A 24,707-nucleotide genomic window follows, 5' to 3' on the forward strand; every position below is an offset into this window, starting at 1 on the left:
GGGCGATCACCGTAGGCTTGTACAGGTGACCGCCATCGCTCTGGGTATGCCAGCAGGCTTATCCGTCCGCCCGCCCGTCGGGACAGACGCCGTCATGCCCACCAGCGGTCCCATGGTGGACACCTTCGGGCGCGCCGTCCGCGACCTCCGCGTCTCGGTGACCGACCGCTGCAATTTGCGCTGCACCTACTGCATGCCCGCCGAAGGCCTCGACTGGCTCGACCGCGACGACGTTCTGACAGCTGCCGAGATCGTCCGCGCGGTCTCGGTGGGCGTGCGCGAACTAGGGGTGCGAGCGGTCCGGTTCACCGGTGGCGAGCCACTGTTACGCAAGGACCTCCCGGAGATCATCGAGGCGGTTGCCGCCCTCGATCCCCGGCCCGAGATCGCGTTGACCACCAACGGACTGGGCCTGGCCCGGCAGGCGAAACGACTGGCAGCAGCCGGCCTGGACAGGGTGAACGTCTCCCTCGACACCGTCGACGCCGCCAAGTTCGCCGCCATCACCCGTCGCGATCGCCTTCCCGACGTGCTGGCGGGCCTCGAGGCCGCGGCCGACGCCGGGTTGACGCCGGTAAAGGTCAACGCCGTACTCGACACCGCCGGCGGCCTCGACGACGCCGCCGCCCTCCTGAAGATGTGCCTGGACAAGGGCTATCAGCTGCGGATCATCGAACAGATGCCGCTGGACGCCGAACATCACTGGTCACGCACCTCGATGATCACCGCCGACCAGATCCTCGCCCGCCTACGGCAGGACTTCGATTTGCGGCCCGACGACGTGGCGCGAGGGTCGGCCCCCGCGGAACGCTGGATCGTCGAGGGTCATACCGGGCTCGACGGAAGACCTGCCCGGGTCGGGGTCATCGCCTCGGTCACCCGCCCGTTCTGCGGCGATTGCGACCGAACCCGACTCACTGCGGACGGCCAGCTCCGCAACTGCTTGTTCGCCACCTCGGAGACGGATCTGCGCAGTTTGCTGAAGTCAACTGACGCTACAGATCAGGAAATCGCCCTGCGGTGGCGACAGTCCACATGGGGCAAGCTTCCGGGCCATGGTGTCAACGAGCCGGGCTTCCTCCAACCCGCACGATCGATGTCTGCGATCGGGGGCTGACGATGCGTATCTGCGTCCGATTCTTTGCCGCCGCCCAAGCAGCTGCAGGTGTGGAACAAAGTGTGGTCGAACTCACCGACAAAGCCACTCTTGCGGATCTGGAAATCCAATTGGGTCAAAGCAATCCGCAGTTGGCTGAAGTATTGGAGAGATGCTCGTATCTGCATGAGTCCGTTGCCGTTCGCGACCGCTCACGAGTGCTCTCGAGTGGCGACACCGTCGACGTACTGCCGCCGTTCGCGGGCGGTTGAGCGCGTTTCACCGTGCGCAGCAACGTGTCATTCGACCCACATCGGCGTCTCATTCCTTCGGATGAGGCTGTGACGTTCCTCACATAACGGTTGGGTTACGGTACGGACACGGGACGACAGTCATACCGATGAGCAGCAGTAATGCCGAAACCGCCGAAAACAGGCCCGCCGACACGTCGAAAAGGCCGTCGAAGAAGTTGTGTGTAACCACTGATTAACCCGTACCGTCTGTCTCGGTCGACCTGATCGGCCAGACCGCAAGTGAATATTCCCGGCTCGCCGCGCCCAACCTCGTCCCGCGAACCGAGAAACTCCAAACGCATTTCAGGGACGAGGACGGGGGACCCAACATCTCCTGGAGATCACCGGGTTCCGAGAAATCGGAGCCCTTGGGGTGAAGCCCGCGCAAGCGGACCGAGCAACCTCTCGCTCGAACCCGACAGCTGACTTCGTAGGCGCGTGGAGAGAGGAAGTACAACTCATGTCCGGACGTCATCGTCAGCCGACCACCACTGGTCGCACCTTCGCCAAGCTCGCCCTCACCTCTGCCGTCATCGGCGGCGGCGCCACCCTCGCCTTCGCAGGCGGCGGCAACGCCGGTGCAGCCACCGACGCCGAGTGGGACCAGGTCGCCGCGTGCGAGTCGGGTAACAACTGGGCCATCAACACCGGCAACGGCTACCAGGGTGGACTGCAGTTCAGCCCGAGCACCTGGACCGGCCACGGCGGCGGCGAGTTCGCCCCCTCCGCCGACCAGGCAACCCGTGAGCAGCAGATCGCTGTCGCCGAGCGCGTTCTCGCCAGCCAGGGACCCGGCGCATGGCCGACCTGCGGCACCGGCCTGAGCGGCGCCACCCCGCGCAACGCTCCCGCTGCGGCCCCGAGCCTCGAGGTCCCCGCACTGCCCGAGCTCCCGCAGCTCCCGGACCTGTCCGCGCAGACCGACGAGATCGCCAACCAGCTGAAGGCTGCGATCAACGATCCCGCGATCCACGCACTGATCGATCAGGCAAATGCCGCCGGTGACCTCGACGCCGGGCAGATCGCCTTCTTCAACCAGTACAAGGACATCCTGCCCCTCCCCTGATCTCGGGGAGCCCAGACGAAGGGCCTCGCACGCGACCATGAGTCCGTGCGGGGCCCTTTTCCATGTCCCGATGATGGTGGGTTCGGGCGAGCATTTGCCCAGGTCGACCTCACCCGAACCCACCAATTCCGGGGGTGGGTGGGGCGCTCGGGTCAGGCGCAGCCAACCCATTCGTCGGTGCCGTCGGCGAAAACCTGGTGCTTCCACACCGGGAGTTGAGCCTTGACCTCGTCGACCAGCAGTGCGCACGTGGCGAAGGCTGCCTGACGATGATCGGCCGCCACCGCGACCACCAGTGCCGCATCACCGATCGCCAGCGGTCCCACCCGATGCGACACAGCGACCGCACGTACACCGTCGGCCCCGGCCGCGATCTCTGTCACGACCTTCTCGACGACCTCGCCGGCCGTGGGATGCGCGCTGTAGTTCAGCGCGGTGACGTCGCGGCCGCCGTCGTGATTGCGCACCGCGCCGACAAAACTCACGATGGCCCCGGCTGTTCCGCCTGAGGCCTCGGCCGCGAGGGCCTCATGCTCGGAGGTGGACAGCGGATCTTCGGTGACCACGGCACGGGCGACGATGGCAGCCATCAGTGATCGCCTCCGTTGATCTGGTCCAGAGCGTGCGTGAGCACGGGTGCAAGAACCTCGAGACCGTCACGGACACCACCCGTGGAACCGGGCAGGTTGACGATGAGGGTTCGACCCGCGATTCCAGCTGTTCCCCGCGACAGGACCGCCGTGGGGACCTTGGGCAACCCGCTGTTTCGGATGGCGTCGGCCAGACCGGGTATTTCGCGTTCGATCACCGCGGCGGTCTGTTCAGGGGTCTGATCGGTGGGGTTCAGACCGGTGCCGCCGGTGGTGAGGATCAGAGCTGTCTCGTCTCCGACGGCTGTTCGGAGCGCTGCGCCGACCTGGTCACCGTCGGGAACCACCACCGGGTCGCTCACCACGAATCCGCGGTCGCGTAACCATTCGACGATGATCGGGCCCGAGCGGTCGGCGTACACGCCACCGGCGGCGCGCGTCGACGCCACGACAACCACTGCGGTGTGGGGGTCAGCGGTGTGAGGGTCTGCAGTGTGGGGATCGGCCATCAGAGCCCACCGCCCGCGGTCTCGTCGGCCGGCCGGTCGTCCCGGGTCCAGTGCCCCTTCTTGCCGCCGGTTTTCTCCTGGAGACAGATGTCGGTCATCTGCGCGCGCGGATCGACCGCTTTGACCATGTCGTGCAGCGTGAGTCCGGTCACCGCGACAGCAGTGAGGGCTTCCATCTCGACGCCGGTGCGGTCGGTGGTGACCGCGGTCGCGCGCACCTCGATGAAGTCTGTGCCCAACTCGAAATCGACGCTCACTGTGCTGAGCGCGACCTGATGGCACAGCGGGATCAGCTCGGGTGTCTTCTTGGCGGCCATGATGCCGGCGATGCGGGCCGTTGCCAACGCATCCCCTTTGGGCAACCCGCCCGTCGACAACAGCGAGATCACGTCGGAGGTGGTACGAAAAACCCCGGTGGCCACCGCTTTACGCGTGGTGACCGCCTTGCCGCCGACATCGACCATCTGCGCCGCCCCCGTCTCGTCGAGATGGCTGAGACGTCCTGGGCCGGGCCGGTCGGTCGGCGCGCTCACCGATCAGCGATTGACGGTGGTTCGCGGGTGAAGGTAAGGCAGGTCGTCGACCGGGAGCGGGAAGGTGACCTCACCGAACGGTGACAGTGCGCCGGAGACGTGCGCAGCGAACTCACTGACGGCGTGCTCGCCCTCGGGAACCTCGGGCCAACCATTATCGACGTACTTCTTCTTTTCAGCCACGGGCGTCATTCTGCCATGAGTGGCCCGCATATCATCTACTGGATGAGCCCCGACCAGCCAATCAGTCTGGCCGACGACCTCGCCCGCCGCGACGACGACCAACTGCTCGATCTCCTGCAGTCCCGGCCGGATCTGGCCAGCCCTCCCCCACCCGGGGTCGAGGTGCTTGCGCAGCGCGCGATGTCGGCGGCCTCGATCAATCGATGTGGCGAAGACCTGGACCTGCTGGCGGTGGCGGTGCTCGAGACGATCGCGGAACTGGGTTCGCGATCCGGACAGACCCGTGGGCTGTCGCCTGTGTCCACCGACGCCATCGTCGAGGCGCTGTCCGAGCGAGCCGCACCCGACGCGATCCGGGCGCGCATCGACAACCTCGTCGACCTGGCGCTGCTGTGGGGGCCGCCCGATGCGCTGGTCACAGGACCGCACATGGCGGCGGCGTGGCCGTGGCGTTCGCGTCTTGCGACCGCCCCTGTCAACGCGTTGTCGCTCGCCGAGATCCGCGCGAAGGTCGACGCCCTCGGCGACCGGGAGCGTGACCTGTTGTCCACCCTGGCGTCGGGACCCGGTCTGGGACGAACCCGTGACGCCGGGCTGGGACCCGACTCGGATCGTCCGGTCCCGAGGTTGGTCCATCAGGGACTGCTGCTGGTGGTCGATGAGCAGACCGTCGAATTGCCGGTGGTGATCGGCCAGCTCATCCGCGGCGAGGATCCCGCCGAGCCGTTCGAGTTACGGCCGCCGGAGCCCTCCGGTGGCGGCGGACGCAAGGTCGGCTTGGCCGAGGTCGATGCCGCGGCCGGTGGCGAAGCGCTCGAGTTCCTGCGGCACAGCGCCGACGCCATCGAGACCCTCGGTGCCCACCCGGCGGCAGTTCTGCGGGCCGGCGGCATGGGCGTCCGGGAGATCCGTCGACTCGCCAAGGCCCTGTCCGTGGACGAGAAACGGGTAGGCCTGGTCATCGAGGTACTCGCCGGACTCCGCCTGATCGATTCCGGATTCCCCGTGCCCGACCCGTCGGACGGTCTCGAACCGTCATGGGCCCCGACCACGTCCGTCGACAGCTGGTCGCATCAGGCACCCGAGCGCCGTTGGTTCTCCATCGCCTCGGGATGGCTGGATCTGCACCGCAGACCGTGGCAGATCGGCGGACGCACGCCCGACGGCACGTTGATCGGCGCGCTGGTCGGTGCGATGCCCGAAGGTGCTGCCCGCGCAGAGCGGCTTCTTGTGCTCCAGGCGCTGGCCGAGGCCAAACCCGGCGCGGACGTCACGTCGGTCGCCCTGGGCAGGCACATCGCGTGGCGGCATCCCCGGTGGCTTCGCCGCATGCCGCAGTCGACGATCATCGAGACTCTCGCCGAGGCCCAGTCGCTGGGCCTGGTGGCTCACGGCGCTCTGACGTCGGCGGGCCGCGAACTCATCGCAACCGGTACACCCGACGAGGTCGAGGCCGCCACGGTCGCGGCGATGGCCAAGTCCATCCCCGCTCCCATCGACTTCTTCCTGGCTCAGGCGGATCTGACCGTGACGGCCCCGGGGCCACTGACCCCGGAGCTCGCCGCCGACTTGGCTCTGGTCGCGAACCTGGAGTCCGGTGGCGCGGCCTCGGTGTACCGGGTGTCGGAGTCGTCGGTTCGCCGAGCCCTCGACGCAGGCCGTACCGGCACCGAGCTGATGACACTGTTCACGTCACACTCCAAGACCCCTGTGCCGCAGTCACTCTCGTATCTCATCGACGATGTCGCGCGTAAGCACGGACAGCTGCGCGTCGGCGTGGCCAGTACGTTCATCCGTTGCGAGGACCCGACGACACTGGCGGCGGTGCTCAATTCACCTGTGGCCGAACAGTTGTCGCTGCGCGCGCTGGCCCCGACCGTCGCGGTGTGCGACGACCCCATCATCGATGTCCTGGACATCCTGCGGGCGGGCGGATTCGCCCCGGCCGGTGAGGATTCGGCCGGCGAACTGGTGGACCTGCGCACGCGCGGTGCTCGGCTGCCGACCCCGAGGGAACGCCGCGCGTCGGCGCGCAAGCCGTCACTGAGTTCACCCGCGCGCGATCGGCTGGCTGCGGTGGTGGGACACATGCGATCACAGGACGCGGCGAACGCAGCCACGCTCACCGCGGCCGGAGCCGGAGGGTCGTCGGTGACCGGCGGCGGCCTGCCTGCGACCGCGCTGCTGCAGACCGCTTTGGCCAACAAGCAGTCGGTACGGCTCGGATACGTCAACGCCGAGGGCTTTGCGTCCAAACACGTGGTGGTACCCCGGATGATCGGTGCCGGCCAGGTGATCGCGCTGGACCCGGGTAGCAACGACGAGCACCGGTTCTCACTTCACCGGATCACCAGTGTGGAGATCGTCGACTGATCGGCCGAGCGGTCACCATCGGTTGGCCAGGTGGTTCGGCCGCGGCGACGCTGCGCCGTAGGGCTCGCGTAGCGCATTCGAACGGCTGTTGAACACCACGAACAGGTTGCTACGGGGGAACGGCGTGATGTTCCCGGACGATGCGTGCAGGCAATTGGAGTCGAAATACAGCGCCGAGCCCGCCGGGCCGGTCACGGTGTCAATGCCCAGCTCGTGGGCCAGCGACGCCACGTGTTCTTGATCGGGGGTGCCGAACGGCGGCCGATAGGACGCCAACGACTCGCGGTGGTACCCGTCCGGTGTCTCGCCGGGACAGCTCACGTACACCTTGTGAGATCCCGGGATGATCATCAGGCAGCCGTTGTAGTCATAGTTCGGCGTCAGCGCGAGCGACACACTCAGCGCGCGCGGCACCGGCATTCCGTCCTCCGCGTGCCAGGTCTCGAAGTCGGAATGCCAATAGAACGGTCCGCCGGCGAAACCGGGTTTGAAGTTGATCCGGCTCTGGTGGATGTACACCTCGTCGTCGAGGATCTGTTCGGCGACATCGATGATCTCGGGCCTCGCGCAGATCTCGGCCACCACGTCACTGAGCTTGTGGACGTCGAACACCGAGCGCACCGAGCCGTCGGACGATTCCCGGATGACACGTTCGTCTTCCCCCAGCCGGTCGGTCAGCTCGGCCACGTCGGCAATGCACCTGTCGACATCTGGGCGAGTCAGCACCTGGTCGGCGGTGTGATAGCCACGAGCTTCGTAGGCTGTGATCTGCTGAGCGGTCAGCGGCCCTCGCGCCGTGCCGCCCCACACGGCCGGGTCGGGGCGCTGCCCGATCCTGCTCAAACCCGTCACCCGGGTGCGGTACGGGTCCTCGCTGTCGGTCTCGGCTGTGCCGGTACGTCCCGTGTGAACAACGGTGCTCATGGTGCCCCCTTCGCAAACCGATGCCGCCGGGAAGTTCGACGGCCTGTTAACTGTTGGTTACGAAGCGAGTTGCCAGATGTAGCAGCTCTCAATCCCCCGGCCACCGCTCGTGGCACAAACTGCTGCTTCTGAGGAGAATGGTTCCTTGTGACTGACGGACCGTTGATCGTGCAATCGGACAAGACCCTTCTACTGGAGGTCGACCACCCCCAAGCTGCTGAGGCGAGGGCCGCGATTGCGCCGTTCGCCGAGCTCGAGAGGGCTCCCGAGCACGTGCACACCTACCGGGTGACACCGCTCGCGTTGTGGAACGCTCGTGCCGCCGGGCACGACGCCGAGCAGGTGGTCGATGCCCTGGTCACGTTCTCCCGTTATGCGGTGCCGCAGCCGCTGCTGATGGATGTCGTCGACACCATGGGCCGCTTCGGCCGGCTGCAGCTGGTGAAGAGTCCGGTGCACGGATTGACCCTGGTCAGCTTCGACCGCGCGGTGCTGGTCGAGATCATGCGCAACAAGAAGGTGGCGCCGATGTTGGGCGCCCGGGTGGACGACGACACGGTCATCGTCCATCCCTCCGAGCGCGGCCGTCTCAAGCAGATCTTGCTCAAGGTGGGCTGGCCCGCCGAGGACCTCGCCGGGTACGTCGACGGTGAAGCCCACGAGATCAAGCTGGACGAGAACGGCTGGGAGCTGCGTGACTACCAGCAGCTGGCCGCCGAGTCGTTCTGGGCGGGCGGCTCCGGGGTGGTTGTGCTGCCCTGTGGTGCAGGCAAGACCATGGTCGGTGCGGCCGCGATGGCCACGGCGCAGGCCACCACGCTGATCCTCGTCACCAACACGGTCGCCGGCAGGCAGTGGAAGCGCGAGCTCATCGCACGTACATCGCTGACCGAAGAAGAGATCGGCGAGTACTCGGGTGAGCGCAAGGAGATCCGCCCTGTCACCATCGCCACCTATCAGGTGATGACCCGCAAATCCAAGGGCGAGTACCGGAATCTCGATTTGTTCGACTCCCGCGACTGGGGGCTGATCATCTATGACGAGGTCCACCTGCTCCCCGCGCCGGTGTTCAGGATGACGGCGGATCTGCAGTCGCGGCGCCGCCTCGGTCTCACCGCCACCCTGGTGCGTGAGGACGGCCGGGAAGGCGACGTCTTCAGTTTGATCGGACCCAAGCGCTACGACGCGCCGTGGAAGGACATCGAGGCGCAGGGCTGGATCGCTCCCGCCGAGTGCATCGAGGTGCGGGTGACGCTCACCGACAACGAGCGGCTCGAATACGCGGTTGCCGAGCCGGAGGAGAAGTACAAACTCTGTTCGACGGCGCACACCAAGATCAATGTGGTGAAGTCGATCCTCGAGCAGCACAAGAACTCTCAGACGCTGATCATCGGCGCCTATCTGGACCAGCTCGACGAACTCGGCGCTGCCCTCGACGCGCCCGTGATCAAGGGGTCGACGAAGAACAAGGAGCGCGAGGAGTTGTTCGCGAAGTTCCGCACCGGCGAGATCCAGACGCTGGTGGTCTCGAAGGTCGCGAACTTCTCGATCGATCTCCCCGAGGCGTCGGTCGCGGTCCAGGTGTCGGGCACATTCGGTTCTCGCCAGGAAGAGGCTCAGCGTCTCGGGCGATTGCTGCGCCCGAAGGCCGACGGCGGTCAGGCGCACTTCTATTCGGTGGTCTCCCGCGACACGGTCGACGCCGACTACGCGGCACACCGCCAGCGGTTCCTCGCCGAGCAGGGGTACGCATATCGGATCACCGATGCCGACGATCTGCTCGGGCCCGCCGTCGGCTGACGATCTTTTCGCCGGCGACGACGCGGAGGTGGAACCACCGGCAATGGGGTATCTGACGATCGGCAAACTGTAAGCTGTCGAGGTGTCCACTGCGACGTTCGAGCGGAGTGACCCGCAGCTTTTGTCGGTCGGCTATCGGCTCACCGGCAGTGTTGTCGCTGCCCTCGGGATAGCGGCCGATGGCGGTTCCACCTCAGATCCGGCAGATCGCCTCGTCCGCACGGTTCGGGCCGCCCTCGCGGCACTGCAGGCGGTTGCAGTACGCAAACAGACCTACACCGGGCCGTGGCTTCCCGAACCCATTGTCCTCGAACCCGATTCGTTCGAGGATCCGCTGGCCTCAGCCGTGGCAGGCGACGGCGCACGCCTGGCCACGATGGTGGCTCTCGAATCACTGTCCCCCACCACTCGCATCTCGTACGTGCTCCGGGATTGTTTCGGGACAGACGCCGGACAGATCGCCGGCGCACTGGCCATCTCGGCCGACAAGGTCAACCGGCTCGCCGACAAGGGTGCCGAGCTGATGGCCGACACGCTGCAGCCCGACAGCATCGAAGACCACAACGAGGTGGTCGCGCAAGGCGTGCTCGCGTTGACGCTGGGCGACATGGAATCGCTTGCCGCACTTGCTCACCCGGATCTGACGTATTTCGCCGACAGCAACGGGGTCACGCGGTCGGCAACCGGCCCGATCGTCGGCTCGGCCACCGTCCTGCGGCTGCTCTCCACCGTGATGACCCGGTACGGCAGCGAGATGACCCGCCACACGCGTCCCGTGCTGATCAACGGCGAGATGGGCCTGCTCACCGACGCCGGGATCCGTGAACAGAGCCCGCTGCATCGGCGGGTGACGGCGCTGGCCGTCAGCGGTGGCAAGATCGTCGCGGTGTACGACCTGTCGAATCCGGACAAGCTCACGGGGACACCACTCTTCCGATGACCAGCGAAAAGAAGCCGGCAGCCCGCATGCGGACGGTCAAACGCCTACAGCCGTTCTCGTCCACCATCTTCGCCGAGATGTCGCAGCTGGCGGCCGAGCACGATGCCATCAATCTCGGTCAGGGATTCCCGGACACCGACGGCCCGGCGGCGATGCTCGCCGCGGCACAAGAGGCCATCGCGACCGGCCAGAACCAGTATCCGCCCGGTCCCGGCATCCCGGCCCTGCGGGAGGCGGTGGCCCAGCACCAACTCGATCATTATGGGCTGCAGTACGATCCGGCCACCGAGGTACTGATCACGGTCGGCGCCACCGAGGCGATCGCCGGAGCGATCATCGGGCTGGTCGAGCCCGGCGAACGGGTGGTGATGATCGAACCGTATTACGACGCCTACGCCGCCGCGACAGCGATGGCCGGTGCCGAGCGGGTCACCATCCCTCTGACCGCCGATGGCGACGGTTTTGCACTCGACCAAGCCGCCCTGCGTGCGGCCGTCACCCCCGAGACGGCCATGGTGGTGATCAACAGTCCGCACAACCCCACCGGCACAGTGCTTTCCGATGAGGATCTGAAGGCCATCGCCCAGGTCTGCATCGACAACGACGTGCTGGTACTGACCGACGAGGTCTACGAACACCTGGTGTTCGACAAGCGGGTACACACTCCCCTGGCTACGTTGCCCGGGATGCGCGAGCGCACGTTGCGGGTGTCGTCGGCAGGCAAGACCTTCAACGTCACCGGCTGGAAGGTCGGGTGGATCAGCGGTCCGGCCGAGTTGATCGCAGCTGCCCGAGCCGCCAAGCAGTTCATGAGTTTTGTCGGCAGCGGCCCGTTCCAGCCGGCAATCGCCGTCGCCCTGGGCACGGAGATGGAATGGGTCCGGCGATCGTCGGCCGGGTTGCAGCGTAAGCGCGACCTCATCTCCGCCGCACTGACAGACGTCGGCTTCGGCGTTCACCGCAGCGAGGGCACCTATTTCGTCTGCGCCGACCCCCGGCCGCTCGGCTACCACGACGGCGCCGAGTTCTGCCGCGACCTGCCTGCCCGCATCGGGGTGGCCGCGGTTCCGGTCAGCGCGTTCGTCGACCACCCCGACCAGTGGACCCATCTGGTGCGGTTCGCGTTCGCCAAGGAGGACGCCGTGATCGAACAGGCAGCCGAGCGCCTTCGCGCCCTGTCCTGACGGTCGAATACCTGGTCAGACGCCAACTCGCGATCAGACGTCCGCGCCCACCGGCAGCAGCCGCAGCAGCACATCGTTCACCGTGAGGATTCCCGGTTCGCCGTTGTTGTCGTCGACGACCACCATCACGTGGTTGCTCTCGGCCTTGGCCCGCTGCAACGCCTCATATACCGGGGTCGTCGCGGGCAGGGTCAGCACCGGGCGTATCAGCTCCAGAGCAGGACTGTTCTCCGGCGCCCCTATGGTGTCGCGCACGTGCACCATTCCCTCCACCGTGTGGCGACCCCTGATCAGGATCCGCAGATGTCCACTGCCGGTGGCGGCTTCACGGACCTGCGCCACGGTCGCATCGGGCCGGACACTCACCGGCTCGATGCCCGGCGTCAGCAATTCACCGATGGTCACGCTCTCCAACTCCAGGGCGGCCATCAACTGGCCGTGGTAACGCTCGTCGAGCGTGCCGACCGTCGCCGAGTGCTCGACGAGGTGCCGTAGCGTTGCCGAGTCCTGCCCGGACTCGAGCTCATCGACCGGTTCGACGCCCACCTTGGCCAGGAGCCAGTTCGCCATGTGGTTGAGCGCCAACAAGATCGGCCGGGTGAGCACCATGAAACCCCTCATCGGCAACGCGAGCAACGTGGCCGATCGTTCGGGGTGTGCAATTGCCCATGACTTCGGTGCCATCTCACCCACAACCAGGTGCAGAAATGTGACGATGATGAGTGCCAGAACAAATCCGGCCACGTCGGCGAGCCAGCTCGGGGCGCCCCAGTCATCGAACAGCGGGGTGAGCCAGTGGTGCACAGCGGGTTTGGTCACCGCACCGAGGGCCAGGGTGCAGACGGTGATGCCCAACTGCGAACCCGCCAACAACACCGACAGTTCGGAAGCACTGCGCAGGGCGGCGCGGGCCGAGCGACTGTCGGGTGCGGCGTCTTCCAGCCGGTGCCGGCGCGCGGCGATCAGTGCGAACTCGACGGCGACGAAAAAGGCACTGGCAGCGATCAACGCCACCGTGATGGCCAGGACAATCCATGGACTACTCATGAGTGGATCTCCGAACCGCTGATCGTCACCAGGAGCGATGACGGGACCCGGTTGTCGACGGCCAGCACCTGTGCCTTCAGAAGTCGCGGGGCCGGGGTCGACTCGTCGACCAGATCGGCCGGGTCGGGCGAAAGCGGGATGGCGACAACGTCGTTCACGGCGGGGAAGTCGGCGAACCTGGAAACCACCAGACCGGAGAGCGTTTCGACATCGCCTTCCGGTATCCGGTGTCCCACAAGGCGCTCCACCTCGTCGAGGTGCACATCCCCGGCGATCGTCCACCCGTCTTCGCGTGACCCGCTGATCGCGACGTGGCCGTCGTCGTGTTCGTCGGCGATGTCACCGACCAGTTCTTCGGCGATGTCCTCGATGGTGATCACTCCGGCGAATCCGCCGTACTCGTCCACCACGAGTGCCATCTCCGCCGATGCGCTCACCAATCGTGAGACCACCTGTGGCAGAGGGAGACTGGTGGGTACGATCACCGCTTCGCGCATGCAGGACGCGGCATCGGTACCGTCCGGCTGCGCCGACAGCAGGTCATGCAGATCGATCACACCCAGCAGATCATCAGAGGTCGTACCGACCACGGGGTAACGCGTGTGGCCACTCCCCATCGTTGTCAGCACCTGCGCCACCGGGGTGTCGGCACGCACGGTGCCCACCCGGGCACGCGGCACCATCGCGTGTTCGGCGGTGCGATCGGGGAAGTCGAGGATCCGGTCGAGCAGCGCGGAGAGTTCCGCGGGCAACTCGCCGGCATCGCGAGACCTGGCGACGATGTGCTCGAGATCGCGAGCGGTCGCCGAGTGCTCCACGTCGTGCACCGGTTCGACGCGCAGGGCTCGCAGCAACAGGTTCGATGACTGATCGAACAACCAGATCAGCCAGCCGAAGAGCGAGAGGTAGATGGTGGTCGACAGGGCGAGCCGGCGCGCGACGGGTTCGGGGCGCGCGATCGCGAGGTTCTTCGGGAACAGCTCGCCGAAGAGCATCTGGACGAAGGTCGAGAACACCACCGCGACCACCGCACCGACGGCAATACCTACGCCGGTAGGGATGCCGACTCCGCCGAGCAATTCACCCAATCCCCGGCCGATGAGCGGTTCGGCGACATAGCCGACCAGCAGGCCGGTCACGGTGATCCCGAGCTGCGCCCCGGACAACATGAATGATGTGCGCCGGGTGACCTCGAGCGCGCGGGCGGCGCCCGCATCACCTGCCTCGGCCCGGGCCTTGAGACGGGATCGGTCAACCGACATGAAAGCGAATTCTTGGGCAACAAAATAGCCGGTCATCGCGGTGATGAGCAGGACGACGCCGACACCGAGAGCGATGGTCAGGACAATCAACGCCGGGTCAGCCCCGCTCGCGGTTGTTCAGTGGTGATGCTGGACAAAGATGGGCGCGATGCGCTCGACATGACTCTTTCTGGCAGATGGCGCGTTCGTCGGCGACGAACCGTCGTTGGTAAAGAGTAACTTTACCTAAGGTCTCGCCGTCTCGCCAACCGTTTCATTCGCACGCGTGTTCGATACGAGTTATCCTGAAGCCATGACTGCCGGTCGCCAAGCCTCGCTGTTCGAGGAAGCATCTACGGACCCGGCGCTGTCGGAGCTGGGAAGCGCAGTGGTCAGGCGCCCGCTCACACACGGCGCCTGGGTGGACCTGCGGCCCGGCTGGATAGTCGGCGCGGACGAACTGTTCAACCACCTGGCTGCTGATGTGCCCTGGCGCGACGAGCGACGCACGATGTACGACCGAGTACTTGATGTGCCCCGCCTGCTGTGCCACTACGGGGAACATGCGCAACTGCCCCATCCCCTGTTGGACAGATGTCGCGAGGCCCTCGGCCACCATTACCGCCGCGAGCTGCCCGAAGGGTTCGCCACCGCCGGACTCTGCCTGTACCGCAACGGAAATGACAGTGTGGCCTGGCACGGAGACAAGATCGGCCGGGGCAAGACCGAGGACACGATGGTCGCCATCGTGTCCCTCGGCTCACCCCGGCCACTCCTGTTACGTCCGGTCGGCGGCGGCGCGTCGTTGAAGTTCACCGTCGGCCACGGCGACCTGCTCGTCATGGGCGGCAGCTGTCAGCGCACGTGGGAGCACGCGGTGCCCAAGACCACCGGCGTGGGGCCTCGCGTCAGCGTGCAGTTCCGGCCGCGCGGTGTGCTGTGAGGAGAACTAGCGCGATACCTGCTCGAAGGAGTACTCGACGCCGGTGAGCGATTCGGACAGGTCCCACAGTCCGGCTGCCATCAACTCATCGTGTGATCGCTTGTTCGACTTGGCGGGGCCGGGGGCGCCGCGCATCCCGCCCATCTGGGTCGGACCGTAGAAGGCACCCGAACGCGCCTGCGGTGACGTTGCTGCGAACAGCTGCGGCAGCGCGCCATCGGCAGCGGACTGGGCGAAGTACGAGCCACCCACTGCCATCACCCGATCCCAGATCGACTCGGTGTGCGACTGCAACTCCGTCGACGCGTAACCGGGGTGCGCCACAACCGATTTCACGTGTGAGCCGACCGCGGTGAGGCGTTTGGCCAATTCGTATCCGAACAGCAGGTTGGCCAGTTTGGACTGACCGTAGGCGGGCCACCGCAGGTACCGACGCTGGCGGTAATTGGGGTCTTCGAGGTTCATCTTGCCGATCTGGTGCATGGACGACGACAACGTCACCACCCGATCGGACACCTTGGGCAAGAGCAGGCCGGTGAGCGCGAAGTGCCCGAGATGATTTGTGCCGAACTGCATTTCGAAACCATCTGCGGTGCGCCCCTGCGGCACTGCCATCACGCCGGCGTTGTTGATCAGCACGTCGACCGGACCCGTCCGCTCGGCGCATGCGCGAACCGAGTCCAGGCTCGCCAGGTCGAGTTCGGTGATCGTGGCGTTGTCGCCGATCCGCGCGGCGACCGGCTCCGCCTTGGCGACATTGCGGCAGGCGAGGATCACCTGGGCGCCCGCTGCGCCCAACGCGAGTGCGCTCTGCTCACCGAGCCCGCTGTTCGCTCCGGTGATGAAGAATGTTCGTCCGGTTTGGTCAGGAATATCCGATGTGTTCCAGCTCATGCTCACAACCTACCTTCGTTCGGGTCCCGCTCGGTTCGTTCGAAACATCTCATCGTCGAGGACGCAGCCCCAGCACCGTCGCCGGTATCTTCAATGCACCCTCGACCAGTGTCCGGAGGTTCCACTCTTCCGAATCCTTCGCCAGGGCAACGGTGTACAGCTTGGTGGGCTCCGCGCGCCCACGCAGCACCAGCGACCCGATCGAGTGCCACTGTCCCTGCTCGACCTCGGACGCCGCAAGCGCCGAACCACTGGCCAACACATGCGAACGCACCGATTTGGCGGCCTCGGACAGTCGTGCCGATTCGTTGACTGGGTCACCCACCACGGTGTACTCGTACCGAGTGGTCGCGCCGATGTTGCCGGCAAACACCACACCTGCCGAGACACCGATCGAAAACCGCAGTGGCCGCAGTACTTCGAGTTCGGAATGCAGATCGCGCGCCGCGGCGAGCGCAGCTCCGGCCGGGTCGTCCACGGTGCTGGGCGCCCCGAAGATCGCCAGCGCCGCATCACCCTCGAACTTGTTGATGAAGCCGCTGTGCCGATCGACGACATCGGCGACGATCGCGAAGAAGCTGTTCAAGATGGCCGCCACGGTGTCCGGCGCTTCGCGTTCGGCGAGCCGGGTGGAGCCCTGGATGTCGACGAAAAGGACTCCGACAAAGGTGTTCTCGCCATGGAAGCCGTCACCGCGTTCCATCGCGAGCTTGGCGACACCGTCACCCACATGTCGCTCGAAGAGTTCGCGGATCTGCTCGCGCTCGGCGAGTCCGCTGACCATGTCGTTGAATCCCTGCTGCAGGATGCCGAGTTCGGACGAGTCGTAGACGTCGAGGACGGGATACGTGTGCGCCACCTGCACCTCCTCCATACCCACGCGGATCTCACGCAGCGGATCGGTGATGGACCGCGACACCAGGAAGGTGGCGCGGATCCCGCCGAGGAGGCAGAACGTCGCCAGCACCACGGTGGGGGCGTCCAGGACATAGCGGTTCTCGGGCAACCAGCCCGTCGCGCGGCCCACGTTGATGGCGATGATGCCGAGCAACGGCACGGCAGAGAACACGATCCACACGGCGAGGAGTCGTTCACGGACACCGAGCAGCGACTTCGCGAGAACCCCATCACGCATCGCGATCGCGACGATGGGGCGCGAAACACGTTCGACAAGAAGGTAGGTGAGACATCCGGCAGATGTTCCCGCCATCAGGAACGCAGAGCCGAACACCACGAACTCGACTGCGGTACCGCCCAGCCCGAAAGGTATGTAGATCGCGGCCCCGGTTGTCCAGGTGACCATCGCCGCACTTGCCTGCTGCAACGGCATCATCTGGATCGATCTTCGCCGGGCGGGTGAGGCCGCAACGGCTTTGGTGAACCACATCAACTGCGGATACACCAGGTAGGCACTGAGGCTCCCACCGATCAGCAGAGCGCCGACCACGGAGGCGATGATGACCGGAACGGTGGATGGGTCGACCATCCCCCAGACACTCAACTCGCCGCCGGTCATCACCAGTCGCACCATCACGACCATCTCGATGGCGGCGAAGGTGTTGCTGGCGACCAAACCGAGACCGGCGAGGATGAGGAAGCGATTGGCCACGTGCCGTCGGCTGGCCGGGCCGTCTTGACTGGGGTCGGGTACCCCGATCAGGAACTCGTCGATCCGACGAACCGCACGCGACGCGCCGACGAGCGGTGAAGAGGTGGCGTGAGCCCGGGCGATACGGCCGCGACGCGACAACTTGGCCACTGCGGCACGCTTGCCGGAGACGCCACTGAGCAGCGATCGCCAGCCGATCGGGTGCGCCATCGTCGGGTTCCGCCTTCTCTCGCCGCTGATCATGCCCCCGGACGTGGCCAGATCGCGATCGAAGTCACGGCTGAGTATACATAGCGCAACTCGAGTTGCGTTAGAGTCGATCAGTGACCCAGTCCAGTTCGCCGAAGCGGCCAGTGCGCTCCCATCGTCGGGGTGCGGCGGTGCGCGACGGGGTCATGTCGGCGGCGGTGCACGAGTTGCTCACCGTCGGGTTCGACGGGCTCACCATCGCACAGGTGGCCGACCGCGCAGGCGTGCACGTCACATCGGTGTACCGACGATGGAAAACCAAGGAGCAATTGGTCACCGACGCGCTGATCAACCACCTCGACCCGTCGATACCGGCGCCCGACACCGGTTCGCTGCGGGGCGACCTGATCGCCATGTGTGCCGACCTCAACGTGTCGCTCACCAGCCCACAGATGAAGGCATTGCTGCGATTGTCTGCGATGCCGGTGGAGATCGATCCACTCGGCGACGCTCGACGGCGCATCATCGACGCCAGGACCGAGGCACTCAAGACGGTTTTCGCGCGAGCGGTCGACCGCGGCGAGCTCAGTGCGGACAACCAGCCCGACTACTCCATCGCGGTCGAGGTGATCCATGCGCCGATCTACGCGCGGGTGTTGCTCAACCGCGAGCCGGTGACCGGCGACTTCGTGGCCTCACTGGTCGACATGCTGCTGACCGGACTCGGCGGGACCCGCTCCCCCACGTGAAATTCGCGCCGCCTGCCTGCGGGCGCGCCGGTTGCACGCGGCGCGGCCGCAGGCAAGCGGCGCGAATTTAGGGGGCGTGGGCCTACAACGGCCCACACAACGCCGAACGGCGGCCGCGTCACCGGGTTACGCCGGTCGCGGCCGCCGTTGCGGATGCCTGATCAGTGGGATCAGGCAGGCGAGGTGAGGTCAGGCTGCGGCTTTGCCGGCCTCGATCTCGAGGGTGATTGTGATCTTGTCGCCGACGACGGTGCCGCCGGTTTCCAGGGGCATGTCGATGTCGATGCCGAAGTCCTTGCGGTTGAGCACCACCGAGGCCTCGAAGCCTGCGACGGGGCCGTTGCCCATTCCGGGGTTCACGCCGTTGAACTCGAGCTTGAGGGCGACGGGCTTGGTCACGCCATGGAGGGTGAAGTCGCCCTCGAGCAGGTAGTCGCCGCCGTCGGGCTTCACCGAGGTGGAGGTGAAGGTGGCGGTCGGGTACTTCTCGACCTCGAAGAAGTCAGCAGACTTGATGTGGCCGTCGCGCTGTTCGTTGCCGGTGTTGATCGAGTTGACGTCGATCTCGGCGGTGACGGCAGGGTTGCCGTTCTCGTCGACCGTGATGGCGCCGGAGAAGTTCTCGAACTTGCCGCGAACCTTGCTCACCATGAGGTGACGTACGGAGAAGTTGACGGCCGAGTGAACCGGGTCGATGGTCCAGGTGCCGGTCTCGAGTGCGTTGTTTACTGCAGTGCTCATGTGATGGTCTCCCTTGTCGAGCTGTGGTTTCGCCTACGTGAAGTGTAAACGGACCTCAGTCCGAATAATTCCCACCGGTGCGAACAGGCCCCGCCGAGCTTCGCTGATCTGCGGTTATCCCGCGTGAATGTGACCGGAACCACACTGCGCAGTACAGGATTGACGCATAATTCGGTGCGAACAGGCAGGCTCGAGACAGGTGGTTACCCATGGCCGACACCGACGTCCTCATCGCGGGCGCAGGACCGATCGGGCTCACCGCCGCGGTCGAACTGCGACGGCACGGCGTGCGATGCCGCATCGTCGACCCACTGCTCGAACCCCCGCAGTACGCGAAGGCTGTCGGCGTACAGCCCCGCACCCTGGAGATCTTCGAGGGAATGGGTGTACTGCGCCAGGTTCTCGACACGGCCATCCAGATGCGTGGCCAGATCGTGTACGTCAACGGTGAGCGCGCCGGCAAACTGGAACTGACACTGCCCGACGACATCCCTTTCGGGTTCACAGCCATTCCCCAGTACGACACCGAGCGCATCCTGCGCGACCGGCTGGCGACCCTCGACGTTCCCATCGAGCGAGGCCTGCGTCTGACCGGCTTCGAGCAGGACGGCGACGGCGTCCGGGCGACACTTTCCGGGGATGGCGGCGAGCAGACGGTTCACGCGCGCTACCTCATCGGCTGCGACGGCGCGCACAGCATCACCCGCAAGACCCTGGGCCTGACGTTCGAGGGCGCGGCATTTGACGAGCAGTACATGCTCGGTGATGTCGAGGTCGATTGGGATCAGCCGGCCGGATTCGGTATCCGCTCCATGCACCAGACCGAGGGAGTCACCGACGACCTCCTGGTGTGCATCCCGCTACCCGGCCGCGGACGCTACCGCATGTCGATGCTGGTGCCCGACGAACTCACGGCAAAGAACTCGAACACCGAATCCGGCGCGGTCGCCCACGGTTTCGAAGCAGGCCGACAACCAGAACTCCACCACATCCAGGACGTCTTGGACCGGCTTGCCCCCGAGCCCACCCGCGCCACGAATCTGCGGTGGTCGTCGGTGTTCCGGATCAGTCATCGCATCGTCGATTCCTATGGCACACAACGGGTCTTCGTCGCAGGCGACGCCGCGCACATCCATCCTCCGACCGGCGCGCAGGGTATGAACACCGGCATCCAGGACGCCCACAATCTGGCATGGAAGATCGCGTTGACCGTCGCCGGGCATGCGTCGCCCGACCTGCTCGCCAGTTACGACGCCGAGCGTCGTCCGGTCGGTGAAGAGGTGGTCGGCAGAACGGTTCGCAGCGCCCGCGAGGGCATCGGTGCCGATTCCGACGACATGACCCACATCATGAAGCGTGAGGCCCAGCTCCTCATCGATTACGCCGGCAGCCCGATCCTCGGGGACGCCCCGACAGGCCGCGCGCTCGTCGCGGCAGGTCTGCGGGCTCCCGATGCCACCGGCCTCACCCGACCCGCAGTCAGCGGTACCTTCCGACTGTTCTCGCTGCTCGATCGTCGTCGGCACACCGCAATCCTGTACGTGGACAGCATCTCCGGCGTCGACGACCTCACAGAGCTGGAAGATGTCGCAACAACTGCGGCCGGCGCGGCCCACGATCTGCTCGACACGTACCTGGTGATTGCCCCAGGAGTCGATCCTGGGCAGAGCTTGCTGCCCGTCATCACCGATTCCGGTGGGCTGTTCGCCGCGGCATACGGCCCGGGTGAGAGGTCGCTGTACGTCATCCGCCCCGACGGGTACCTCGGGTACGCCCAGCGCGGCATCGATGCGGGCGCGGTGGTGGACCACCTGAAGAAGACCTTCAGCTGACTCGTTCGCGTTGTCCCGCCTGGACGGACTGTGTGGGCGATGATGAATCGGTGATCGCGCAATCCTCTGCTGACGGATCAGGACCCCGGTGGTGGGTCAGAGACGTGGTCGTGGCCGGGATCGTCGCGGTGTTCGTCAGTGTCGCCACGATGACCGGCCAGAAGATCATCGACGATGTGCGCGCCGACCGTGACCACGAGATCTCGGACCGCCAGAGTCAGCGGGCCGAGCGCCTCGAGAATCTCCGCTTCATCCGTGGTCGCTCCAATGCCGATCCCTCCGTGGAGCGGCCGTTCTACGGACTGGACCTTGCCGGACTGAGTCTGTCCGGTCTGGACCTACCCGGCGCCAACTTCAGCGAGGCCGACCTGCACGGATGTGATCTGCTCTCGACCAACCTGCAAGGAGCCAATCTCTCCTACGCGAACCTCGCCGACACCATCTTGCTGGGCGTCGATCTGCGTGATGCCAACCTCGTCGGCGCGCAGTTCACCGACGTCACCATCGACAACGAGGTGGCCGCCAACCCGGCCCCCGGACAGGCAGGCCGGCTGACCAGTTTCGACGGCGCGGCGCTCCAGGCGGTCGACTTCAGCGGGGCGGTGCTGTGGGACGTCAGTTTCGCAGGTCACGACCTCAGTCGTGCGAAGTTCACCGGCGCAACGTTTTTCGGGGTGGACTTCACCGGCGCCAACCTCACCGACGCCGAGTTCGATGAGCTGAAGTACGACGACGCAACCGTGTGGCCCGAAGGTTTCACCCCGCCACCGAGCACCGACTGACTCACTCGTGGTGGATACGGCCGTCGGTCTGCGACAACGGCCGGCCCGCTCCGCCCCAGCGGCGGGCGATGATCTCGGCGGCGATCGAGACGGCCGTCTCTTCGGGGGTGCGGGCCCCCAGATCGAGCCCGATGGGGCTGGCGAGCCGACTCAGTTCGTCGTCGGTGAGTCCGGCGACCCGCAAGCGCTCGACACGGTCGTCGTGAGTGCGGCGCGACCCCATGGCACCGATGTACCCGACATCCGGTATGCGCAAAGCGACTTCGAGGAGCGGCACGTCGAACTTCGGGTCGTGGGTGAGAACGCAGATGACACTGCGCGCATCGAGTGCATCGGCTTCCACCTGCGCGCCGAGATACCGATGCGGCCACTCGACGATCACCTCGTCAGCGGTCGGGAATCGTGCGGACGTCGCGAACACCGGGCGCGCGTCGCAGACGGTGACGCGATACCCGAGAAACGAACCCTGCTCCGCGACAGCCGCAGCGAAGTCGATGGCGCCGAACACCAGCATCCTCGGCCGCGGCGCGTGGCTGGAGACGAACACCGACATACCTTCGCCGCGGCGCTGACCGTCGGGGCCGTAGGTGAGCACCTCACTGCGTCCGGCAGCAAGCAGTCCGCGTGCGTCGTCGACGACGGCGCTGTCCATCCGGTCCGATCCCAGTGTGCCGCTGACCTTCCCTGGAGTGATGATCAGCCGGCGACCCACCTCGTCGATGTCGGTGTGGTCGATCACGGTCGCGACGGCCACGGGTCGATGATTTTCGATGTGCTCGGCGACGTCGCCGAGTTCGGGGAACGTTTGCTGTGAGATGGCCTCGGCGAAGATGTCGATCACGCCGCCGCACGTGAGGCCGACCGCAAACGCGTCGTCGTCGGAGATCCCGTAGCGCTGCAGCACAGGAATGCCGGTGCGCGTGGAGTCGATTGCGAGTTCGTAGACGGCGCCTTCCACACACCCACCCGACACCGAACCGCTCACCGTTCCGTCCGATGCGACCACCATCGACGCGCCTGGCGGTCGCGGGGCCGAACGGAAGGTCCGCACAACGGTTCCCACACCGGCCGTCCCGCCCGAACGCCAGATCTTCATCAGATCAGTCAGCACATCTTGCATGTTCACCTTCACCAGCGCCGCGGTCGTGGACGAGTCCACAGATCAGGTCGATGTGTTCTCTCGTGCCACACTCAGCGCCATGACCGCGGTGTCGTCTTCCAGACCGGTCCCGAAGCTCGCCAACAGTTCACGCAGGTCATCGACGATCTGTTCGGCGGTGGTCGGTGTGTGCGCTGCCGCGAACTCGATCAGCGCACCATTGTCGTCGTATCGCTCTGTGCCAGGCCCGATTCGGGCTTCGGTCAATCCGTCCGTGTAGAGCACGAGGGTGTCACCGGCCGACAGGTGCACCCGCTTGGAGACGAACTTGGGGTCGCGGAGGATGCCGACGAACTGACCGCCCGCGGTGCTGATGTACTCCGCCTTCCCGTCTGCGGTGAGCAGCAGCGCCGGAGGATGTCCACCGCTGGCGAGGTGGACGTCGAATCCGTTGTCGCGACGGGTGAGAACACCGAAAACAACTGTGCAGAAACGTGGTTCATCGCCGTGGTAGTTCGAGTGCAGTACCGCGTCGAGGTTGTGCAGCACGGCAACGGGGTCGTCGTCGAACACCGCAGCAGACCGCAACGTGTACCGGGTCAGCGAGGTCACCGCCGCCGCGGTTGCGCCCTTGCCACACACATCTCCGAGGAAGAACCCCCATTTGTGGTCGGACAGGGCGAACAGGTCGTAGAAGTCGCCGCCGACGTCGTCGGTGGACGCGGGGTGGTAGTAGGCCGCCGCATCCATGCCGGCAGGCGGGGTGAGCGATGGTGGCAGAAGCGAGCGCTGCAGGGTCGAGGCGAGTACCTGCACACGGGCCCGTTCGTGTTCTGCCATACGCCGTTCTTCGAGCAGCTGTTTCTCGTACGTTCTGCGGTCGCGGGCGTCCTGCAGGGTGATGCGTACCAGCACCACCGACCCCGAGGCGTCGGTCTTGACGTTGGCGGTGACAAAGACGGGAAGTCGTTCACCATGCGCCGCAACAAGGTCGACGGTGATCCCGCTGAGCTCGCCTTCGAGCTGCAGCAGCGGCGCGAAGTGGGTTTCGTAGTGGATTCGACCGCCTGCGGTGAGCAGATCGGTGAACGGCTCATCCAGCAACGCGTCTCGTTCGAATCCGAGCCACGACGCGAGCGTGGCGTTGATCCGTGCGATGCGGCCGTCGGGCCATGTCGACAGGTAGCCACAGGGCGCATTCTCGTAGAGATCCTCGAGGTTCTCTTCGAGGATGTCCGCGTGCCGGAGCTCGTGTGGATCCCGCTGCATCAGCGGCGGCCGGCAAATGCGGTGATTGCCTCTGTGGTGGCCTCCGGCGCACTGAGTTGAGGACAATGACCGCTCGCGTCGAGCGTCACCAGTTCACTTCCGTCGATGCGTTCGTGGACATAGGCGCCGACGTGGCGCGGTGCCAGCGAGTCCCTGGCGCACTCGATGACAAGCGTCGGGATGGTCACCCGCGCGAGGTCCTCACGGTTGTCGGACAGGAAGGTGGTGCGCGCGAACACAAGCGCCTTGGCCGGATCGGTGCGGCAGAAACTCTCGGTCAGTTCGCCACCGAGCTGGGGCCGATCGGGATTGCCCATGATGTTCGGGGCCATGGTCTGCGACCATCCCAGGTAGTTGGCCTCCAGCGACTCGAGCAGCTCGTCGATGTCCGCTCGGGTGAAACCGCCCCGGTAGCCGTCGGACTCGTCGTCCACGTACCGCGGCGACGGGGTGAGCAGCACAAGTTTGGCGAACCTGCTCGGATCGGCCGCGACGGCGAGGACACCGATCATCGAAGCGACCGAATGGCCGACGAACACCACGTCATGCAGGTCGAGATCCTCCACCAGGGTCAGAACGTCCTCGGCGTAGGCATCGAGTGTGGAGTAGCGCTCGGCATCCCAGGCCGACGGGTCCGAGGCGCCGGCCCCGACATGGTCGAAGAGCACCACTCGGTAGTCCGCGATCAGTCGCTCGGTGACCAACCGCCACAGGTTCTGGTCACATCCGAAACCGTGGGCCAACACGATCGTCGGGCCACCGTCCCGCCCGACGATCTTCACATTGTTCTTGGCACGCACATCCACGTCCCACATCTTCTC

The 24,707-nt window shown here is 65.9% G+C and carries 24 protein-coding genes and 1 riboswitch; of the genes, 11 read left to right on the forward strand and 13 right to left on the reverse strand.

Annotated elements, in window-relative coordinates; all coding sequences use genetic code 11:
* Positions 1 to 25 precede the first annotated feature (25 nt).
* The 3 genes from moaA (at position 26) to KXR83_RS07425 (ending at position 2,455) form a co-directional block, all read left to right on the forward strand.
* A complete protein-coding gene (gene moaA / locus KXR83_RS07415; protein ID WP_437424272.1) occupies positions 26 to 1,117 on the forward strand; it encodes a GTP 3',8-cyclase MoaA in 1,092 nt (363 codons plus the stop codon).
* Between the two features lie 2 nt (positions 1,118 to 1,119).
* Entirely contained in the window at positions 1,120 to 1,368 is a 249-nt protein-coding gene (locus tag KXR83_RS07420) for a MoaD/ThiS family protein (protein WP_023955345.1), read from the forward strand.
* Positions 1,369 to 1,669: 301 nt separating this feature from the next.
* Positions 1,670 to 1,842, forward strand: a riboswitch (cyclic di-AMP (ydaO/yuaA leader).
* Positions 1,843 to 1,849: 7 nt separating this feature from the next.
* Positions 1,850 to 2,455 carry a transglycosylase family protein gene (locus KXR83_RS07425; protein WP_437424273.1) on the forward strand — a complete coding sequence of 202 codons (606 nt, stop codon included), beginning with the start codon at positions 1,850 to 1,852 and terminating at the stop codon, positions 2,453 to 2,455.
* 152 nt (positions 2,456 to 2,607) lie between these two features.
* On the opposite strand, the gene KXR83_RS07430 is transcribed toward KXR83_RS07425, so the two are convergent.
* The 4 genes from KXR83_RS07430 to KXR83_RS07445 form a co-directional block, all read right to left on the reverse strand.
* Positions 2,608 to 3,045, reverse strand: coding sequence for a molybdenum cofactor biosynthesis protein MoaE (locus KXR83_RS07430; RefSeq protein ID WP_437424274.1), 438 nt, complete (start codon positions 3,043 to 3,045; stop codon positions 2,608 to 2,610).
* Entirely contained in the window at positions 3,045 to 3,554 is a 510-nt protein-coding gene (locus KXR83_RS07435; protein ID WP_437424275.1) for a MogA/MoaB family molybdenum cofactor biosynthesis protein, read from the reverse strand. Before KXR83_RS07435 ends, KXR83_RS07430 begins: the two co-directional genes overlap by 1 nt.
* Complete coding sequence (gene moaC / locus KXR83_RS07440) at positions 3,554 to 4,018, reverse strand: cyclic pyranopterin monophosphate synthase MoaC (RefSeq protein WP_437424466.1); 465 nt, start codon at positions 4,016 to 4,018, stop codon at positions 3,554 to 3,556. The genes KXR83_RS07435 and moaC overlap by 1 nt, the downstream gene beginning before the upstream one ends.
* Before the next feature lie 72 nt (positions 4,019 to 4,090).
* Positions 4,091 to 4,279, reverse strand: a complete 189-nt coding sequence (locus KXR83_RS07445; protein WP_023955355.1) for a hypothetical protein — start codon at positions 4,277 to 4,279, stop codon at positions 4,091 to 4,093.
* A gap of 33 nt (positions 4,280 to 4,312) precedes the next feature.
* On the opposite strand from KXR83_RS07445, the gene KXR83_RS07450 reads away from it, so the two are divergent.
* Positions 4,313 to 6,643 (forward strand): helicase-associated domain-containing protein, encoded by a 2,331-nt coding sequence (locus KXR83_RS07450; protein WP_437424276.1) that lies wholly within the window; start codon positions 4,313 to 4,315, stop codon positions 6,641 to 6,643.
* A 12-nt stretch (positions 6,644 to 6,655) separates the two neighbouring features.
* Here KXR83_RS07450 and KXR83_RS07455 read toward each other — a convergent pair whose 3' ends face one another.
* Positions 6,656 to 7,567, reverse strand: coding sequence for a phytanoyl-CoA dioxygenase family protein (locus tag KXR83_RS07455; RefSeq protein ID WP_437424277.1), 912 nt, complete (start codon positions 7,565 to 7,567; stop codon positions 6,656 to 6,658).
* Between the two features lie 147 nt (positions 7,568 to 7,714).
* On the opposite strand from KXR83_RS07455, the gene KXR83_RS07460 reads away from it, so the two are divergent.
* The 3 genes from KXR83_RS07460 to KXR83_RS07470 all read left to right on the forward strand — a co-directional run bounded on the left by KXR83_RS07460 (position 7,715) and on the right by KXR83_RS07470 (position 11,491).
* On the forward strand, positions 7,715 to 9,367 hold the full coding sequence (locus tag KXR83_RS07460; RefSeq protein WP_062795455.1) for a DNA repair helicase XPB: 1,653 nt from the start codon (positions 7,715 to 7,717) through the stop codon (positions 9,365 to 9,367).
* 82 nt (positions 9,368 to 9,449) lie between these two features.
* Positions 9,450 to 10,307 carry an RNA polymerase sigma factor SigJ gene (locus KXR83_RS07465; RefSeq protein WP_437424278.1) on the forward strand — a complete coding sequence of 286 codons (858 nt, stop codon included), beginning with the start codon at positions 9,450 to 9,452 and terminating at the stop codon, positions 10,305 to 10,307.
* Positions 10,308 to 10,333: 26 nt separating this feature from the next.
* Entirely contained in the window at positions 10,334 to 11,491 is a 1,158-nt protein-coding gene (locus KXR83_RS07470; protein ID WP_437424467.1) for a pyridoxal phosphate-dependent aminotransferase, read from the forward strand.
* 33 nt (positions 11,492 to 11,524) lie between these two features.
* Here the strand turns inward: KXR83_RS07470 and KXR83_RS07475 are convergent, their stop codons facing one another.
* Both KXR83_RS07475 and KXR83_RS07480 read right to left on the reverse strand, forming a co-directional pair.
* The gene (locus tag KXR83_RS07475) at positions 11,525 to 12,538 is read right to left on the reverse strand and encodes a hemolysin family protein (protein WP_437424279.1); all 1,014 of its coding nucleotides are present in this window, start codon (positions 12,536 to 12,538) and stop codon (positions 11,525 to 11,527) included.
* Positions 12,535 to 13,890, reverse strand: a complete 1,356-nt coding sequence (locus KXR83_RS07480; protein WP_437424280.1) for a hemolysin family protein — start codon at positions 13,888 to 13,890, stop codon at positions 12,535 to 12,537. The genes KXR83_RS07475 and KXR83_RS07480 overlap by 4 nt, the downstream gene beginning before the upstream one ends.
* Before the next feature lie 202 nt (positions 13,891 to 14,092).
* On the opposite strand from KXR83_RS07480, the gene KXR83_RS07485 reads away from it, so the two are divergent.
* Positions 14,093 to 14,722, forward strand: a complete 630-nt coding sequence (locus tag KXR83_RS07485) for an alpha-ketoglutarate-dependent dioxygenase AlkB (protein ID WP_437424281.1) — start codon at positions 14,093 to 14,095, stop codon at positions 14,720 to 14,722.
* 6 nt (positions 14,723 to 14,728) lie between these two features.
* Here the strand turns inward: KXR83_RS07485 and KXR83_RS07490 are convergent, their stop codons facing one another.
* Positions 14,729 to 15,616 (reverse strand): oxidoreductase, encoded by an 888-nt coding sequence (locus tag KXR83_RS07490; RefSeq protein ID WP_437424282.1) that lies wholly within the window; start codon positions 15,614 to 15,616, stop codon positions 14,729 to 14,731.
* Between the two features lie 49 nt (positions 15,617 to 15,665).
* Positions 15,666 to 17,435, reverse strand: a complete 1,770-nt coding sequence (locus KXR83_RS07495; protein WP_437424283.1) for an adenylate/guanylate cyclase domain-containing protein — start codon at positions 17,433 to 17,435, stop codon at positions 15,666 to 15,668.
* A 113-nt stretch (positions 17,436 to 17,548) separates the two neighbouring features.
* Here KXR83_RS07495 and KXR83_RS07500 point away from each other — a divergent pair, with 113 nt between their 5' ends.
* Positions 17,549 to 18,163 carry a TetR/AcrR family transcriptional regulator gene (locus KXR83_RS07500; RefSeq protein WP_437424284.1) on the forward strand — a complete coding sequence of 205 codons (615 nt, stop codon included), beginning with the start codon at positions 17,549 to 17,551 and terminating at the stop codon, positions 18,161 to 18,163.
* A 189-nt stretch (positions 18,164 to 18,352) separates the two neighbouring features.
* On the opposite strand, the gene KXR83_RS07505 is transcribed toward KXR83_RS07500, so the two are convergent.
* On the reverse strand, positions 18,353 to 18,904 hold the full coding sequence (locus KXR83_RS07505) for a YceI family protein (RefSeq protein WP_437424285.1): 552 nt from the start codon (positions 18,902 to 18,904) through the stop codon (positions 18,353 to 18,355).
* A 209-nt stretch (positions 18,905 to 19,113) separates the two neighbouring features.
* Here KXR83_RS07505 and KXR83_RS07510 point away from each other — a divergent pair, with 209 nt between their 5' ends.
* Positions 19,114 to 20,736, forward strand: coding sequence for an FAD-dependent monooxygenase (locus tag KXR83_RS07510; RefSeq protein ID WP_437424286.1), 1,623 nt, complete (start codon positions 19,114 to 19,116; stop codon positions 20,734 to 20,736).
* 50 nt (positions 20,737 to 20,786) lie between these two features.
* On the forward strand, positions 20,787 to 21,518 hold the full coding sequence (locus tag KXR83_RS07515; RefSeq protein WP_437424287.1) for a pentapeptide repeat-containing protein: 732 nt from the start codon (positions 20,787 to 20,789) through the stop codon (positions 21,516 to 21,518).
* Position 21,519: 1 nt separating this feature from the next.
* Here the strand turns inward: KXR83_RS07515 and KXR83_RS07520 are convergent, their stop codons facing one another.
* From KXR83_RS07520 to KXR83_RS07530, 3 genes are read right to left on the reverse strand one after another with little or no spacing between them, the layout of a single operon-like run.
* Positions 21,520 to 22,638 (reverse strand): XdhC family protein, encoded by a 1,119-nt coding sequence (locus KXR83_RS07520; protein ID WP_437424468.1) that lies wholly within the window; start codon positions 22,636 to 22,638, stop codon positions 21,520 to 21,522.
* A 42-nt stretch (positions 22,639 to 22,680) separates the two neighbouring features.
* Entirely contained in the window at positions 22,681 to 23,886 is a 1,206-nt protein-coding gene (locus KXR83_RS07525; RefSeq protein ID WP_437424288.1) for a PP2C family protein-serine/threonine phosphatase, read from the reverse strand.
* Complete coding sequence (locus KXR83_RS07530; RefSeq protein WP_437424469.1) at positions 23,886 to 24,692, reverse strand: alpha/beta fold hydrolase; 807 nt, start codon at positions 24,690 to 24,692, stop codon at positions 23,886 to 23,888. The genes KXR83_RS07525 and KXR83_RS07530 overlap by 1 nt, the downstream gene beginning before the upstream one ends.
* Positions 24,693 to 24,707 lie beyond the last annotated feature (15 nt).

It is taken from the genome of Williamsia muralis (genome assembly GCF_051487485.1).
Classification (GTDB): domain Bacteria; phylum Actinomycetota; class Actinomycetes; order Mycobacteriales; family Mycobacteriaceae; genus Williamsia; species Williamsia muralis_B.